Source organism: Hufsiella ginkgonis (assembly GCF_009834915.1).
In the GTDB taxonomy this organism is placed as follows: Bacteria; Bacteroidota; Bacteroidia; order Sphingobacteriales; family Sphingobacteriaceae; genus Hufsiella; species Hufsiella ginkgonis.
This window is the reverse complement of the sequence record NZ_WVHS01000001.1, coordinates 1,397,267-1,411,442: the sequence shown is the minus strand read 5'-3', so window position 1 is coordinate 1,411,442 and position 14,176 is coordinate 1,397,267. Positions and strand designations below refer to the sequence as shown.

Here is a 14,176-nt window from a genome sequence, read left to right as displayed (position 1 = left end):
TTACACCGCCCCGGTTCCCCTAAAATAGGAAGATTTGATTTACAGGGTGTTGCATTAAGTGGTATACTTGTGGGGTTGGTGGTGATCAGTGATCAGTTGTGAGTAGCCAGTTCTCCTGCATGTAGCATAATATGCTCCCTGCTGGTTAAAACCGGATTAAAACTGAACAGGTAATTCACCGTAAATAAAAACTGACCACTGGCAACTGATAACTGACAACCAAAAAGCATGCTCCTCAAAAACGCCTCCATCCTCGTGATAGACGATGATCCCGACGTACTTACGGCCGTACGGCTGCTGCTTAAAACGCAGGCCAAAGATGTGGTGACGGAAAAGAACCCCGAGAACCTTCCCGCCATTCTTTCGTCGCGCAAGTACGACCTGATCCTGCTCGATATGAACTTTAAGAGCGCCATTAACACGGGCAACGAGGGCCTGTACTGGCTCAGGAAGATCAAGGAGCTGAAGTCTGAAGCCTCGGTGATCATGATCACGGCTTATGGCGACATCGATCTTGCCGTACGCTCGCTGAAGGACGGCGCCACCGATTTCGTGGTGAAGCCATGGCACAACGAGAAGCTCGTGGAAACCATCAGCGGCGCATTGGCGCACAAGGACCGCACTCCGTCGCAAAAGAAAACCTCGCTTGAATTAAATGCGTCCATCGACCTGTTGGGGGAGTCGGACGCTATGAACGACATCTTTTATAAAGTAGAAAAAATTGCGCCTACCGATGCCAATATCCTCATCCTCGGCGAGAACGGAACCGGGAAGGAGCTTATCGCGCAGGCCATTCACCGGCAGTCGCTCCGGGCAAATAAACCTTTTGTGAAGGTGGATGTCGGCGCCCTTACCGAAAGCCTGTTCGAAAGTGAGCTCTTCGGTCATAAAAAAGGCGCTTTTACCGATGCGCGCGAAGATCGTGCGGGAAGGTTCGAATCCGCGTCGGGCGGTACGCTTTTCCTCGACGAGATCGGCAATATTTCGCTCCAGCAGCAGGCCAAGCTACTGAGCGTATTACAAAATCGCCAGGTAACGCGACTGGGCAGCAATGATGCGGTGCCCGTTGATATTCGCCTCATTTGCGCCACCAACGTGCCCCTGCAGGAGCTGGCCAACGAAAACCGGTTCCGCAAGGACTTGATCTACCGCATCAACACCGTAGAGATCTTTGTTCCGCCATTGCGCAAACGCGGAAACGACATCGTGCTGCTGGCCCGTCATTTCAGCAAGATCTACACCGATAAGTACCTGAAGCCGGCCATTGATTTCGACGAACGCGCCATGGAAAAACTGAAGCAGTACCATTTTCCCGGGAACATCCGCGAGCTGCAGTACACCATCGAGCGTGCGGTGATCATGGCCGACGGCCCGGTACTGCAGTCGAAAGACCTGATATTTTCTCCCATCGAAACGCTGCCGCCGCCCGACCTGGAAATGGACGAGATGAAACTGAGCGATATCGAGAAAAATACCATTCTCAAGGTGATCGAAAAATATAACGGCAATATCACCAAGGCTGCCAGGGAACTGGGTATTACGCGGATGGCGTTGTACCGGAGGCTGAGTAAGTATGATATTTAAGCTGATGGCTATTGGCTGTTAGCTGATAGCCTGATGATTGCCTAACAAGATGCGGCTAAGTAGCGGTTAGAAAGTATTATAGAAACATTAAGCTGCAGCTATTGCCGCAGGTTTGCACCAAGCCGGCGGCCAATGGCCAGCAGCCAATAGTTAAACACATGTTCAAAAAAGTCGGTTGGCGCATATTGCTGCAGGTGATACTGTTAATTATCACCATCACTGCAGGAGCATTCCTGTTCCTGAAAGGATATTTCCTGTACCTGTTCCTGTTAATCGCCGTAATATTGTACCAGGTAGTGCTGATCTACCGCTTACAACTGAAGGCGCATAACGAGTTGAACCAGTTTGTGGAATCGGTACACTACCGTGATTTTTCGAGGTACTTTGATGAAAAACATGCTTCGGTGGAGGTAAAAAGCCTCCGGAGGGGGTTTAACGACATCAACAATACCTTTAAAGTGATCTCGCGCGAAAAAGAAACCCAATACCTGTATCTTCAAAAGATACTGGAGCTGGTAGATACCGGGATCATATCCTATGAAGAGTCGTCAGGGGAAGTGATCTGGATGAACGAGACGCTGAAAAAAATGCTCCAGCTGCCCTACCTCAAAACCATTCACTCGCTGAACAAACGGAACGGTGAATTGTACAACGAATTAAACCTGCTCAAACTGGGTGAAAGCCGCATCGCGTCGATAGATATCCAGCAGAATAATTATAAGATCCTGCTATCTGCCACCGCGTTCCATACCGATGGAAAAAAATACCGCCTCGTAGCCTTTCAGAACGTAAATGAAGCGTTGGATGAAACGGAAGCCAAGGCGTGGCAGAAGCTCCTGAGCGTGCTTACGCACGAGATCATGAACTCCATCGCACCGATCTCTTCGCTCGCCGATACGCTAAAGAACCGGCTGAAAACGATCAATATCCCGGAAGAATATAACGACGGCTCGCTGGAAGATCTCGAGTTGGGGATAGATACCATCCGCCGCCGCAGCGAAGGCCTGCTGAAATTTGCCGAAACGTACCGCAGCCTTAACAAGATCACCAACCCGAACCTTAAGAAGATCTTCGCGCGCGACCTGTTCGAGAGCCTGCACCAGCTGATGCAGCCTACGCTTCAATCTAAAAACATCGACATGGAGATCATTCTTAAAGATCCCCAGCTGGTGCTCGATGCAGATACGAGCCTGATCGAACAGGTGCTCATCAACCTCATTGTAAACGCCATCGACGCCATTAAAGACCGCAACGACCCGCGGATCGTGCTGTCGGCAGGCCTCAATTCCGCGAATAAGGTGCAGATCAAAGTAGCCGACAATGGCGCCGGTATGCCCGAGGAGCTGCTCGACAAGATCTTCGTTCCGTTCTTCAGCACCAAAAAAAGCGGGAGCGGTATCGGTCTCACGTTATGCAAACAGATCATGATGCTGCACCACGGCAATATCCGCGTACAATCCCGGGAAGGGGAGGGAACGGCGTTCGTGCTTCAATTTTAGTTCGGGTATACGAACCGTACCAGAATGCTTACGCAACTTATCCTCCTCCCGGGAGAGGGACAGGACCCGTGGTTACAAGCCCTTCCCTATTTCCCTGCCTGTGCGCGACCATTCGCTCCACGATCCTACATACAGCTTGGGGAGCTCCAACCCCGCCTGCGCAATGGCAAGCAGCGTATGGCAAGCCGTAACCCCCGATCCGCAATGCACAATTACGTGCCCGGCATCGCGGTCGCCGATGGCTGCGCCGTATTTCGCCTTCAGCGCTGCCCCGGGCAGGAAAAACCCTTCCGCATTTACATTTTCCGTTAGCGGGATGTTAATGGCTCCCGGGATATGTCCCGCTACCAGGTCGATCGGCTCCGTTTCCCCGCGATACCGGGCAGCATCCCGAACATCTATCACCACATGGTCCGGGTCGGTCGCCACCCTTTCTACTTCGGCTATATCCGCCATCGGCAGCAGCCAGTTCGTTACCGGGTATGGACTTGCCGCGGCGACAGCAGCTTCTTCGCCGTAACCGGCGGGTACACCGGCGCTCAGTGCCGCCTGCAGGCCGCCGTCGAGCACCTGCACCTGTTCATGGCCCACCGCCTTTAACATCCACCAAAAACGGGCGGCGGCATTGGCGCCCTGCTTGTCGTCATATACTACCACGTGGCTTTCTTTAGAAATGCCAAGCTTGCCGAGAAGCGCCGCAAAATCGTCGATAGCAGGCAGCGGGTGCCGGCCGCCATCGGCAGCGTCGTCTGTGGGTTTCGAAAGGTCGTATTCAAGGTTTACATGCTGCGCCCTTTCTAAATGAGTGGAGAGGTAGCTTTCTTTAATACCTGCACCGGTACGTGCGTCGATAAGTACCAGGTTTTCGTTCTGCATGGCAGCGGTCAGTTCGCCGGGAGAAATAATTGGTTTCATAATACTTAACAATATAGTGAATAACGGTGCTTATGAGTTGGGTTTCACCAGCACGATCTGCCCTAAATGGTACGCCACATGCGAGGTACGGTTCATCAGCACGCTCAGCTTGTTACGCGATGGATCTTTAACGAAGTCTTCGTCGCTCATCGCCTTGTGCCGGGTAAACCATTCCGCGGCCGGCAATGCCTGGAAAAGTGCTGCCAGCTCCGCGTGTACTTCTGCCCAATACTGCTTCATCTCTGCGAGCGAAGGCACAGTGAGGCTTTTATCCTCCGGTTTCTTGATGTATGGGTCGTCCATATCCGCATGGCGGCGGTCGCCAAGCACCAGGATATCTTTAATCGCATCGTGAATGGCGATCAGGTGGCCATACAGGTAAATGATCCTGTTTTTGCCAGGGGCGATCTCACGATAAAAATCGTCGTCGCTAAACGCGTTGAACATTTTTTCTGCCCGACCGATCTGTACGTTCCAGGCGTGAACCGCCATTTTTACGAATAACTCTTGTTGATCCATTGCTGTTTATTTTGGCTAAGATGAGGGTTCCGCCGGTAATATTCAATCAGCCAAAAGCCATTTTCTTTGGCCGAAGTACGTACTCAACGCGCGCCGGCGACGCGGGCGGCCACCTCTTCAAACGTACCGGTAAAGGGGCCTGATGATTCGATCTTGATGCTTGCCATCGCCGATGCGAATTCACCCGCTTCCCGGATCCCCGCCCCGGCGAGGCGCCGCGAGAGGTACCCGGCCATATACGTATCGCCGCAGCCGGTGGCATCGGCCACCACCCTTGGCATATAAACCGCTATTTCGTGAAACTTACCATTCTCGTAAATCAGCGAGCCCTGGCTTCCCAAAGTGATCACCACTTCTTTCACGCCCAGTGCAGCGATGGCTTTTGCACCCAGGCGGAGATCGGTTTCGCCCGTCAGTACTTCCAGCTCGGCATCGTTCGCTTTCAGGGTGTGGACGTATGGCAGCAGGCCGGCACTTGCCGCCCATTGAATAGGATATACCTGCCCGTCGCGCACGTCGCGGAGGTAACCCTGTACATCCAGGGATACGTTCGCCCTGGCGGCCAGTGAACGGATCAGCTCCGGCGAAATGTCGTTCGCCAGCAGGGGACCGAGGTGGAAAACCCTGGCATTGACATCCCGTATCCCGGCTACGTCAAAAGCGTCTGCCTGCTGCGATACCCGCTGCGTACGGTGGTCCTGGTTAGCAGAATAAATGTTCTCGAAACAAACGGTATACCGGCTGGGTAATACCGTTACCTCCGTGCCTTTTTCGCGAAGGTTGTCGACAAACCGCATTTCAGCTTCGGCTAGCGACGTCACCAGGCAGTAGTTGACGGGCATATGGCGTACAGCGTTCGAAAAATAGAACGAGGTGCCGCCCGCCATGTAAACGGTGGAACCAGGTGTAACTACCTTATCGAGCGTAAGGTGACCAATACAGCAGATATCGAACATGCGCGGTTATATAACTACTCCCCGAAAAAGTCCACCAGCCCGTTAAAATAATTTTCCTCTAGCCCTGAAGTGAACTCGGTAAAATCTTCTTCGGGGATGTTAGTTTGCACGAACTCCATCGAGGTACCTTTCTTATCGGGATGCAGCTTAATGGTAACGATGGAGGGTGCATCCCGCTCGCCGAAGTACCATTCCTGCACGATCTTTTTACCGTATTCGAACTCGAGGTTTTTGCCAACGATATCACCATCCCAGTAAGAAAACTCCGTACCGGCCTGTTCTGTAAACTCCACGGCGGCACCGGTCCATAACCGGATGCTGATGTCTTTGGTAAGAGCGAGGTAAACTTCCCCGGGGGTAACGGGGAGGGGGAGGTATTTCTTGTAAGTCATGATATTATTTTACGGGTACATATTTTCCCCGGAAGTCGGTAGCGCTCATCAGTACCTGGAAGTCCATACCCCCGGGGCCATCTTTGAAAACATGGATCGCGGTGATACCTCCGGCAATGATCTTGTTGATCACTGAGAGCTCCGAACACCTCACGGCGAGGTAGATATTTTCCTTGTTGTTGGCTATGGAGTAAAATAGCTCCGTTTTTTTGTTAAATGCCCCGAATAGCGTATCCCATCCGGCGGTTTTACCATCGATCTTTAACCAGGCAGGTACCCGCATCCCGTTCTCCTGTGCGTCCGGCAGTTGTTGCGCCCACGCCCGGAAAACCATTATCGCCAGGCAGCAAATTGCCATCGCCTTCGGCAATTCATATTCGAAAAGTACATGCATACAGCGAAAATAGGATTATTTACCCGGATTAAGTAAGTTTATGGCTCAGCCCCTGTTTCGCCACGCCCATGAACAAAACCCCGAACCACTTATCGCGCATCGTAGGCATCGGCTTTGGCCTGGCGGTAACGGTAGGAGGCATGGTCGGCCTTGGGATACTCCGGATGCCGGCCATTCTTGCCCAGTATACCGAAAATCCGTATTTTTTTATCGGGTGCTGGATCGCGGGCGGGCTTATCTCCCTTACCGGCACGTTCATTTACGCCGAAATGAGCACGCGTTATCCCGTAGCCGGCGGCCCGTTCATCTACGCCACTCATGCTTTTGGGAAGCTGCCTGGATTTACCGTGGCCTGGTGCGATTACATTACCATTGCCGCAGCCGTGGCTTCTTTCGCCATAGCGGTGGGCGAATACACTAACCTGCTGCTTGGCACCCATTACCCCATCGGCCTTATCGCGGGGGTATTGCTCATGGTGCTTTGTGTGCTGCAATGGCAGGGTCTTAAGGTGAGCAGCGGCGTGCAGCAAACCATAAGCGTACTAAAAGCGCTGGGCCTGCTGGTGCTGGTAGGCGCTTGCTACTATTACTTCCTGAGCGGCAAAAGCCCGGTTGCCGGCGCCGTAAGCGGCAGTACCTCCCATGAAATACCCGCGCTGCCGGTGATCATCCTCTCGCTTCGCGCCGTTTTTTACACCTACACGGGCTGGAAAACACCTGTGTACTTCGCGGAAGAAGACACCAATCCCCGCAAAAATATTCCCGCCGCACTTAAATGGGGTGTGGTAAGCGTAATCGCCCTGTACGTATTGGTAAACCTGGGCCTGATGGCCGTGCTTCCGCTGCACGAGATGGCCACGTCGGTGCTTCCGGCAGCAGATGCGACACAGGTTATTTTCGGGGGACAAGGCAAGCTGGTAGTGACCATTATTTCTGTTCTTTCCCTTGTGGGGATCCTGTTTGCGTATTTCCTGGCATGTCCCAGGATCCTGCTGGCGGTTTCGCGGGCGGGGTTATTCTTTAAATCCGCATCGGCGATCAACAAACATCAGATCCCCGGCAACGCACTGATCATTACCACCGCTGTTTCAATTGCGTTTGCATCCATCGGCTTGTTTAAGGTGGTAATGGCCATTGCCTCCATGATGGCCATGCTGGTCGATCTTGCCGTGTATACCTCCATCATCGCCGTGCGTAAAAAAGCACCTTCCGAAGCAAATTTCTACCGGGCGCCTGCCTACCCGGTGGTGGCCCTCCTGATGATCGCGGTAACGTTCGCTATTATCGTGGGACTGTTTATCGAGGACACACAGAACAGTATCTATGCCATGGTATTGCTGGTAGCGGCGTTACCGGTGTATTACGTGGTGGCGAAAACAACCCGCCGGATAAACTAACATCCCAACATGCCGCCAGTGCCGGTATCACCGCAGCGATGCCCCGGCAGGCCCGGGTTTGCTTAACTTACCTGTCATTAACCACGGCAAACCTGGTGGAAAGTTCATCCTAACATGCACATCACCCATTATATTTGAACTATGGTTGAGTACACTACCCTTATCTTAAAGTTCGACTCAAAGGGCGAGAAAACCGGCTGGACGTATATCGTGATCCCGGCAGACGTTGCCGCACAGGTGAAGCCCGGTAACCGGCAAACATTCAGGGCAAAAGGCTTCCTGGACCGGTTCCCTTTTGCAGGTATTGCCTTGCTGCCTATGGGCGACGGGAATTTTATCCTCCCGCTGAATGCGGACCTGCGCAAGGGCATCCGCAAAGGCGAAGGCGCGATGCTGCAGGTACAACTTGAAGAAGACCTCCATTTCAGCATTGAGATGCCGGCCGACCTGGAGGAATGCCTGGGTGACGAACCGGGCGCGCTGGATGCTTTCTACAAGCTGGCGCGGTCGCACCGCAACTACTTTATTAAATGGATCGACAGTGCCAAAACCGAACCTACGCGTATAAAACGCATTGCGGCAACGGTAAATGCCATGCAAAGAGGGCTCGATTACGGCGCCATGATCAGGGGGATGCGTGATGACAAACGTTAAGGACGTTGCCTGTGCCATTATCACTTCACCGGAAGGCAAAACACTTGTAGTGCAACGCAGCGCGAAAATGCTGCTGCCGCTAAAATGGGAGTTCCCGGGTGGAAAAGTAGAGCCGGGCGAAACCCCGGCAGCCTGCCTGGCCCGCGAAATAGGCGAGGAGCTCCAGGTACGCATCCGCATTACGGGCGAGCTCCGGCCCCGCGAATATGCTTACGAAACGGTGACCATCAGGCTGATCCCTTTCCTTGCAGAAATTACCGCAGGGGAGATCTTCCTGCACGAACATGCCGATCTCGGCTGGTTTACGCATGCGGAGCTGTTGCTGCTCGACTGGGCGGCGGCCGACGTAGCGGTAGTTAGGGAGTATACGGGCCGCTAACCCGGAGTACTACAAGCAATCCGCAATCCTATACACCCAGGCATAATTACACGGCATGTTACCCGGGTTTACCACAGGAGCCGTGATGCTGATCTTACTTCCTGAAACATTACTTTTAACCGAGCCTTTCAAACCAAGCAGGGTTACCGAGGCAGGTTTGCGGGTAAGCCCGGCAAAATCCAGCTTATCCGTCCATTTAGTAGTGATCAGGTATAAATCTTTGCCCTTGCGGGTGAAATACCGGCCTTCGATTTTCGCTTGGGGTCTTTCCTTCCATTCCTGCGTACCATAAATCGCGTCGCCGTTTACCTTTAGCCAGCCGCCCATGTCGGTTAAGCGCTGCTGCATGATCACTGGAATAGTACCGTCTGCAGCAGGCCCGATATTTAACAACAGGTTACCGCCCCGGGCTACCTTTTCGATGAGAATACCAATAAGCTCCGCCGAGGTCGAATAATCTTCCAGGTTCTCGTTGCGGTTGAGGCCAAAAGAACCGCCTATGCCGCGGCACTCTTCCCACGGACGTGGAATGGATACATTTTTGGCGTCGCCATCATGGATAAGGTCGTATTCGGTGGTGTAAAAGCCACCGTGTTTGCTGCGGGTTTCCTTCCCCCAGCGGTCGTTTACCACTACGGAGTTTTTCACCGGGCTGTCATTATACAACCAGGAGAGGAACCGGGTGCTTTTCCAGGTGTCGCTGGGGTGCTCCCATTCGCCGTCGGTCCAGAAAACATCCGGCTGGTAACGGTTTACCAGGTCTTTCATTTGCGGCAGCATATGCTCATCTACATACTTGGTCACATCTGCCTTGTACAGCGGGTTAAACCATTCGTACAGCGAGTAGTAAAAGCCCATATGCAGCCCCCTGGCTTTTACCGATCTGGTAAGATCGCCGGCGAGGTCGCGGTGCGGGCCTACATCCACGCTGTTCCAGTTCCACGATTCTTTGCTTGGCCACAGCGTAAAACCTTCATGGTGTTTAGAAGTAAGTACTACATACTTCGCCCCCGACGTTTTAAACAATTCCGCCCATTGGTCGGGATTAAATAGTTCCGCGGTGAACGACTTTGCGAAATCCTGGTATTTAAAACCGGGACCATAATTTTTGAGGTGATATTCCCGGTAGGCTTTACCTACCTTACCGCTATCGGTTTGCCAGCGGAACCAGTACCATTCGGCATACTTGGAATATACCGGGATATCTTTTCCAACAGGTGCGTACGAGGGCACCGAAAACAATCCCCAATGGATGAAGATGCCGAATTTTGCGTCGGTATACCACTCCGGGATAGGGCGGCTGTCGATGGACGTCCAGTTGGCGGCGTAACGCGGCTGACCGGAAACGGTAAGGAACAGCAAACACGACGCTGCAGAAAGGTAAAGCGATTTCATGGTTTATATTGATTACGTGGAACCCGGGAACAGCCACCAACGTACACGGCAACCGTTCAGGCTAAATTCTACGCCTAATATACTGCTCCCCTGCCTGTATCCGAAAGTTAACTACGGCATGGCCTCATTAAACCGCGACAAGTGAATGCAATCGGTCCCAAAGAAAGCGCAAAGCGCTACTTCTGGTAAACCCTCACATAGTCTACCTCGAACCGTTTAGGAAAAACAGTGGCCGAAGGATCGCCTCCGTTATCGCCCCCCAGGGCAAGATTCAACAGGATGTATTGCGGCTGCTTAAACGGGTTAACGTTGCTGCCATCTTTATTTACCAGCTGATCGAGCGGTACGCGGTTCAGCAGCTCGTCATCTATGAAAAGGCCGATGGCGGTTTCGTCCCAATCCATGCGCCAGGTATGGAACTTTTTAGCCCAGTCCGGGTCGGTAAATGCCGTAAGCGCTTTGGTGTTACTAAACCATTGCGCCTTATAAGCCTTGTCGGTACCGCAGGCGATGTTTGCGAGGATCTTACCGCGGTAATATTCCATAATATCAATCTCTCCGTTTGCGGGCCAGCGGCCAGAAACGCCCAATGTCCAGAATGCGGGCCATAAGCCGGCATCCACGTCGATCTTCCCGCGCATCACAAACCGGCCGTATTGCCAGGACTGCAGGCCACGCGTGTTAATGCTGGAGGAGGTATATTCCACAAACGGGCGCCTGGACTTCCAGCTCGTATCCTGCGGGTTGGCCACAGGGTTAACGAAGTGTTCCTTTCTTACTTCAAAAATAAGCAGGCCGTTTTTGCACCAGGCGTTCTGTGCCTGGTACCACTGGTGCTCGTGGTTGCGCACGAAGCCTTTTTCAAATTTCCAGTTCTTCGGATCCGGGGCGCCGTCGGTATTAAACTCGTCGGCCCATACGAGTTTATAACCGCCGTCGGTTTCGTTAATAAGCTTTTGTGCACTGGCAGGACCGGGCAACACTAACATGAGGAGAAAAGCGAAAAGATATTTCATACTGCAGCTAATATTTCGGTTAATATCGCAACTCTCCGGCACATTTTCTTTGCGTCCGAAAAGCTTGCGTAAAACCCCGGCGCTTAGTTTGGCGCGAAGGACGCGGAGATGCGGTTAAGCTCTTTTCCGGTAACTGAGCACGGCCCAGCCATTTAAAAATACCGCGAACAACAGCACGGTAAAGATCTGCCCCGAAATATCCCTCAGCCCGCTGCCTTTTAGCACCACCATTCGCATTACCTCGATAAAATAGGTAACCGGGTTAAACCGGGTGATCATTTTCGCCCAAGCTGGCATGCTGTCGATAGAGGTATACAAGCCGCTTAGCAGGATGAACACCATCATCAGGAAAAAAGAGATCAGCATGGCCTGCTGCTGGGTAGCGGTAAACGTAGAGATCAGGAGCCCCAGGCCAAGGATGGCCAGCAGGTAAACCGCCGCAAAAACGTAGATCACAAACAGATGTCCGGCAGGAACGATGCCGTAAACAACGCGGGCAATGAGCAACCCGATGGTAAAGATCAACAGGCCGAGCACCCAGAAGGGGATCAGCTTGCCCAGGATAAAATGATACTTCCTGATCGGGGTTACGTTGATCTGCTCGATGGTGCCCAGTTCTTTTTCCTTCACAATATTCAGCGTGGCGAGGAAAGAGCCCACCATGGTGACCAGTATCACGAGAATCCCGGGCACCATAAATTGTTTATAACTCATTAACGGGTTAAACCAGTTGGCACTCGTTACCTGGATGACGGGTTGTGGATTAAACCGCGGAAACTGGACCCATTTTAAACGGACCTCCCGGTTAAAATCCTCGACAATGCTTTGCAGGTATGCGCCGCCGATATTTGCTTTTACCCCGTTAATGGCATTTACCGACATAAAAACGGTGCTTTCATCTTCCTTTACCAGCTGCTTTTCGAACTTCGGCGGGATCTCCAGCACGAGGTCGGCGCGGTCTTTTTCCACATCTTCCAGGGCGCCGGGATAATTCGTGCTGTAGTGCTCCAGCTTGAAATAGCCTGATGCCGTGATCTTCGAGATAAGCTGGCGCGAATAAGAAGAGTGGTCGTTATCTACCACGGTGATATGGATGTTCTTGATCTCGTAGTCGGCCGCGTTGGGCAGCAGGATCAGCTGCATTACCGGCATGATAAAAATAACGCGGAGGATGCCCGGGTCGCGAAAGATCTGCCTGAACTCTTTTTCGAGTAGGAACCATAGGATTTTCATGACAGCCGGATCTTGAATTTTTTTATACTTATTAACAATAAGAAGGCGGTCATCCCGGCCAGTACCAGTGTTTCTTTCCACACCGCTCCAAAACCCACACCCTTGATCATGACAGATTTCACGATAATGTAATACCACTTGGCCGGAACTACGTTCGAGATCACCCGCAGCGGCAACGGCATATTTTCTACCGGGAACATAAACCCGCTGAGCATCACCGTGGGCAGGAACATTCCCGTGAGGGAAATAAACATGGCTGTTTGCTGGGAGCCGGTGGCCGACGAAATAAGAAGGCCAAGGCTCAGCGACGTAAGCGTGAACAGGATGCTCTCCGCCACCAGCAGCGGCAGGCTCCCGTTAATAGGCACATCCAGCACAAATACGCTAAGGAGCAGGATACTGGCAATATTCACGCACGAGAGGAGCAGGTAAGGCACCGCTTTGGCTACCACGATCTTGAGCGGCTGTACCGGCGAAACAAGCATCACCTCCATCGTGCCCAGCTCCTTTTCCTTAACGATGGTGATGGCGGTCATCATCGTGCAGATCAGCATAAGTACCATGGCCATCACACCCGGAACGAAGCTGTACGCGCCTTTCAGCTGCGGATTATACAACATACGGTATTCGGTTTTAATGGTATAAGGAAGCTTCAGGCCCTGGTTCACGCGGTCCTGGTAACCCATAATAACGGCGTTGGCGTAGTTGGTAAGGGTATTGGCTACGTTCGGGTCAGACGCGTCGGCAATTAACTGCACCTGTGCATTGTTCAGGTGTTTGAGGTCGTTACCGAACCCCGGCGGAAACACCACCACCATCTTTACTTTTCCTTTCCTGAAAGCGGGCCCGATCTCGGCGGCCGACTTCAGGCTGGCAACGATCTCGAAATACCGGCTGGCATCCAGCTCCCCGGTTAACGAAGCCGTTGCGTCATCTTTCGACTGGTCGAGAACGGCGATCGCCGAGTTTTTCACCTCGTTGGTAAGCGCGAACCCGAAGATCACGATCTGTACAACAGGCATGCCGAGGAGGATAAACAAGGTTTTCCTGTCGCGGAGGATGTGGTAGAATTCTTTTTTTATGAAAGATAGAAACTGGCTTTTACCCATCGGATCTCTTCGCCCCCCTCGCTAACTTTAAGAAAACCTCATCCATCGAGTTTACACCAAACGTTTCCTTCAGCCCTTTGGGCGAATCCAGCGCACCGATCTTGCCATCCACCATAATAGATACGCGGTCGCAATACTCCGCTTCGTCCATGTAATGCGTGGTAACAAATACCGTAATGCCATCTCCGGCCGCCTCATAGATCAGGTTCCAGAACTCCCGCCGTGTAACCGGGTCGACGCCGCCGGTAGGCTCATCCAGGAAAACGATCTCCGGCTCGTGGAAGATCGCCACCGAGAATGCCAGTTTCTGCTTCCATCCGAGCGGCAGCGCACCTACCAGTTTATCGGCCTCATTCTCCAGGCGGAGCTGCTGCAATACACGGCTGGTTTTCTCGCGGATAAAGGCGCGGCTTTTTCCATAAATTCCGGCATAAAAGCGGATGTTTTCCCGTACCGTGAGGTCTTCGTATAACGAGAACTTCTGGCTCATATAGCCGATGCTGCGCTTAATTTTCTCGGTTTCGGTGGCTACGTCGAACCCGGCTACCGTAGCTTTACCCGAAGTAGGGAACGAAAGGCCGCAGAGCATCCGCATGGCGGTAGTTTTCCCGGCGCCGTTCGCGCCAAGAAAGCCGAAGATCTCGCCCTTCTTTACATGGAAGGTAATGGCATCTACCGCGGTAAAGCTGCCGAATGTTTTAGTGAGGTTCCGGGTGGTGATGGCGTCTTGCATA

The 14,176-nt window shown here is 52.6% G+C and carries 15 protein-coding genes; 5 read left to right on the top strand and 10 right to left on the bottom strand.

What is annotated here, in order from left to right; translation table 11 throughout:
• Nucleotides 1-228: 228 nt before the first annotated feature.
• Both GS398_RS06020 and GS398_RS06015 read left to right on the top strand, forming a co-directional pair.
• Entirely contained in the window at nt 229-1,584 is a 1,356-nt protein-coding gene (locus tag GS398_RS06020; RefSeq protein ID WP_160905792.1) for a sigma-54-dependent transcriptional regulator, read from the top strand.
• A gap of 158 nt (nt 1,585-1,742) precedes the next feature.
• Complete coding sequence (locus tag GS398_RS06015) at nt 1,743-3,083, top strand: sensor histidine kinase (protein WP_160905791.1); 1,341 nt, start codon at nt 1,743-1,745, stop codon at nt 3,081-3,083.
• 72 nt (nt 3,084-3,155) lie between these two features.
• Here the strand turns inward: GS398_RS06015 and GS398_RS06010 are convergent, their stop codons facing one another.
• The 5 genes from GS398_RS06010 to GS398_RS05990 all read right to left on the bottom strand — a co-directional run bounded on the left by GS398_RS06010 (nt 3,156) and on the right by GS398_RS05990 (nt 6,259).
• Complete coding sequence (locus GS398_RS06010; RefSeq protein WP_160905790.1) at nt 3,156-3,998, bottom strand: sulfurtransferase; 843 nt, start codon at nt 3,996-3,998, stop codon at nt 3,156-3,158.
• A gap of 30 nt (nt 3,999-4,028) precedes the next feature.
• Nucleotides 4,029-4,517: a DinB family protein gene (locus tag GS398_RS06005; RefSeq protein WP_160905789.1), complete on the bottom strand. Its 489-nt coding sequence runs from the start codon at nt 4,515-4,517 to the stop codon at nt 4,029-4,031.
• Nucleotides 4,518-4,600: 83 nt separating this feature from the next.
• Nucleotides 4,601-5,473, bottom strand: coding sequence for a PfkB family carbohydrate kinase (locus GS398_RS06000; RefSeq protein WP_160905788.1), 873 nt, complete (start codon nt 5,471-5,473; stop codon nt 4,601-4,603).
• A 14-nt stretch (nt 5,474-5,487) separates the two neighbouring features.
• On the bottom strand, nt 5,488-5,865 hold the full coding sequence (locus tag GS398_RS05995) for an SRPBCC domain-containing protein (protein ID WP_202405959.1): 378 nt from the start codon (nt 5,863-5,865) through the stop codon (nt 5,488-5,490).
• 4 nt (nt 5,866-5,869) lie between these two features.
• Entirely contained in the window at nt 5,870-6,259 is a 390-nt protein-coding gene (locus GS398_RS05990) for a hypothetical protein (RefSeq protein WP_160905787.1), read from the bottom strand.
• Nucleotides 6,260-6,327: 68 nt separating this feature from the next.
• On the opposite strand from GS398_RS05990, the gene GS398_RS05985 reads away from it, so the two are divergent.
• The 3 genes from GS398_RS05985 (at nt 6,328) to GS398_RS05975 (ending at nt 8,689) form a co-directional block, all read left to right on the top strand.
• Entirely contained in the window at nt 6,328-7,656 is a 1,329-nt protein-coding gene (locus tag GS398_RS05985) for an APC family permease (RefSeq protein WP_160905786.1), read from the top strand.
• 141 nt (nt 7,657-7,797) lie between these two features.
• Complete coding sequence (locus GS398_RS05980; RefSeq protein ID WP_160905785.1) at nt 7,798-8,310, top strand: YdeI/OmpD-associated family protein; 513 nt, start codon at nt 7,798-7,800, stop codon at nt 8,308-8,310.
• A complete protein-coding gene (locus tag GS398_RS05975) occupies nt 8,297-8,689 on the top strand; it encodes a (deoxy)nucleoside triphosphate pyrophosphohydrolase (protein WP_160905784.1) in 393 nt (130 codons plus the stop codon). The genes GS398_RS05980 and GS398_RS05975 overlap by 14 nt, the downstream gene beginning before the upstream one ends.
• 9 nt (nt 8,690-8,698) lie before the next feature.
• On the opposite strand, the gene GS398_RS05970 is transcribed toward GS398_RS05975, so the two are convergent.
• The 5 genes from GS398_RS05970 to GS398_RS05950 all read right to left on the bottom strand — a co-directional run bounded on the left by GS398_RS05970 (nt 8,699) and on the right by GS398_RS05950 (nt 14,175).
• On the bottom strand, nt 8,699-10,084 hold the full coding sequence (locus GS398_RS05970) for an alpha-L-fucosidase (RefSeq protein WP_160905783.1): 1,386 nt from the start codon (nt 10,082-10,084) through the stop codon (nt 8,699-8,701).
• A gap of 176 nt (nt 10,085-10,260) precedes the next feature.
• Nucleotides 10,261-11,100, bottom strand: coding sequence for a glycoside hydrolase family 16 protein (locus GS398_RS05965; protein WP_160905782.1), 840 nt, complete (start codon nt 11,098-11,100; stop codon nt 10,261-10,263).
• A 114-nt stretch (nt 11,101-11,214) separates the two neighbouring features.
• On the bottom strand, nt 11,215-12,333 hold the full coding sequence (locus GS398_RS05960; RefSeq protein ID WP_160905781.1) for an ABC transporter permease: 1,119 nt from the start codon (nt 12,331-12,333) through the stop codon (nt 11,215-11,217).
• Complete coding sequence (locus tag GS398_RS05955; RefSeq protein ID WP_160905780.1) at nt 12,330-13,442, bottom strand: ABC transporter permease; 1,113 nt, start codon at nt 13,440-13,442, stop codon at nt 12,330-12,332. Before GS398_RS05955 ends, GS398_RS05960 begins: the two co-directional genes overlap by 4 nt.
• Nucleotides 13,435-14,175, bottom strand: coding sequence for an ABC transporter ATP-binding protein (locus tag GS398_RS05950; RefSeq protein WP_160905779.1), 741 nt, complete (start codon nt 14,173-14,175; stop codon nt 13,435-13,437). The genes GS398_RS05955 and GS398_RS05950 overlap by 8 nt, the downstream gene beginning before the upstream one ends.
• Nucleotide 14,176: the final 1 nt, after the last annotated feature.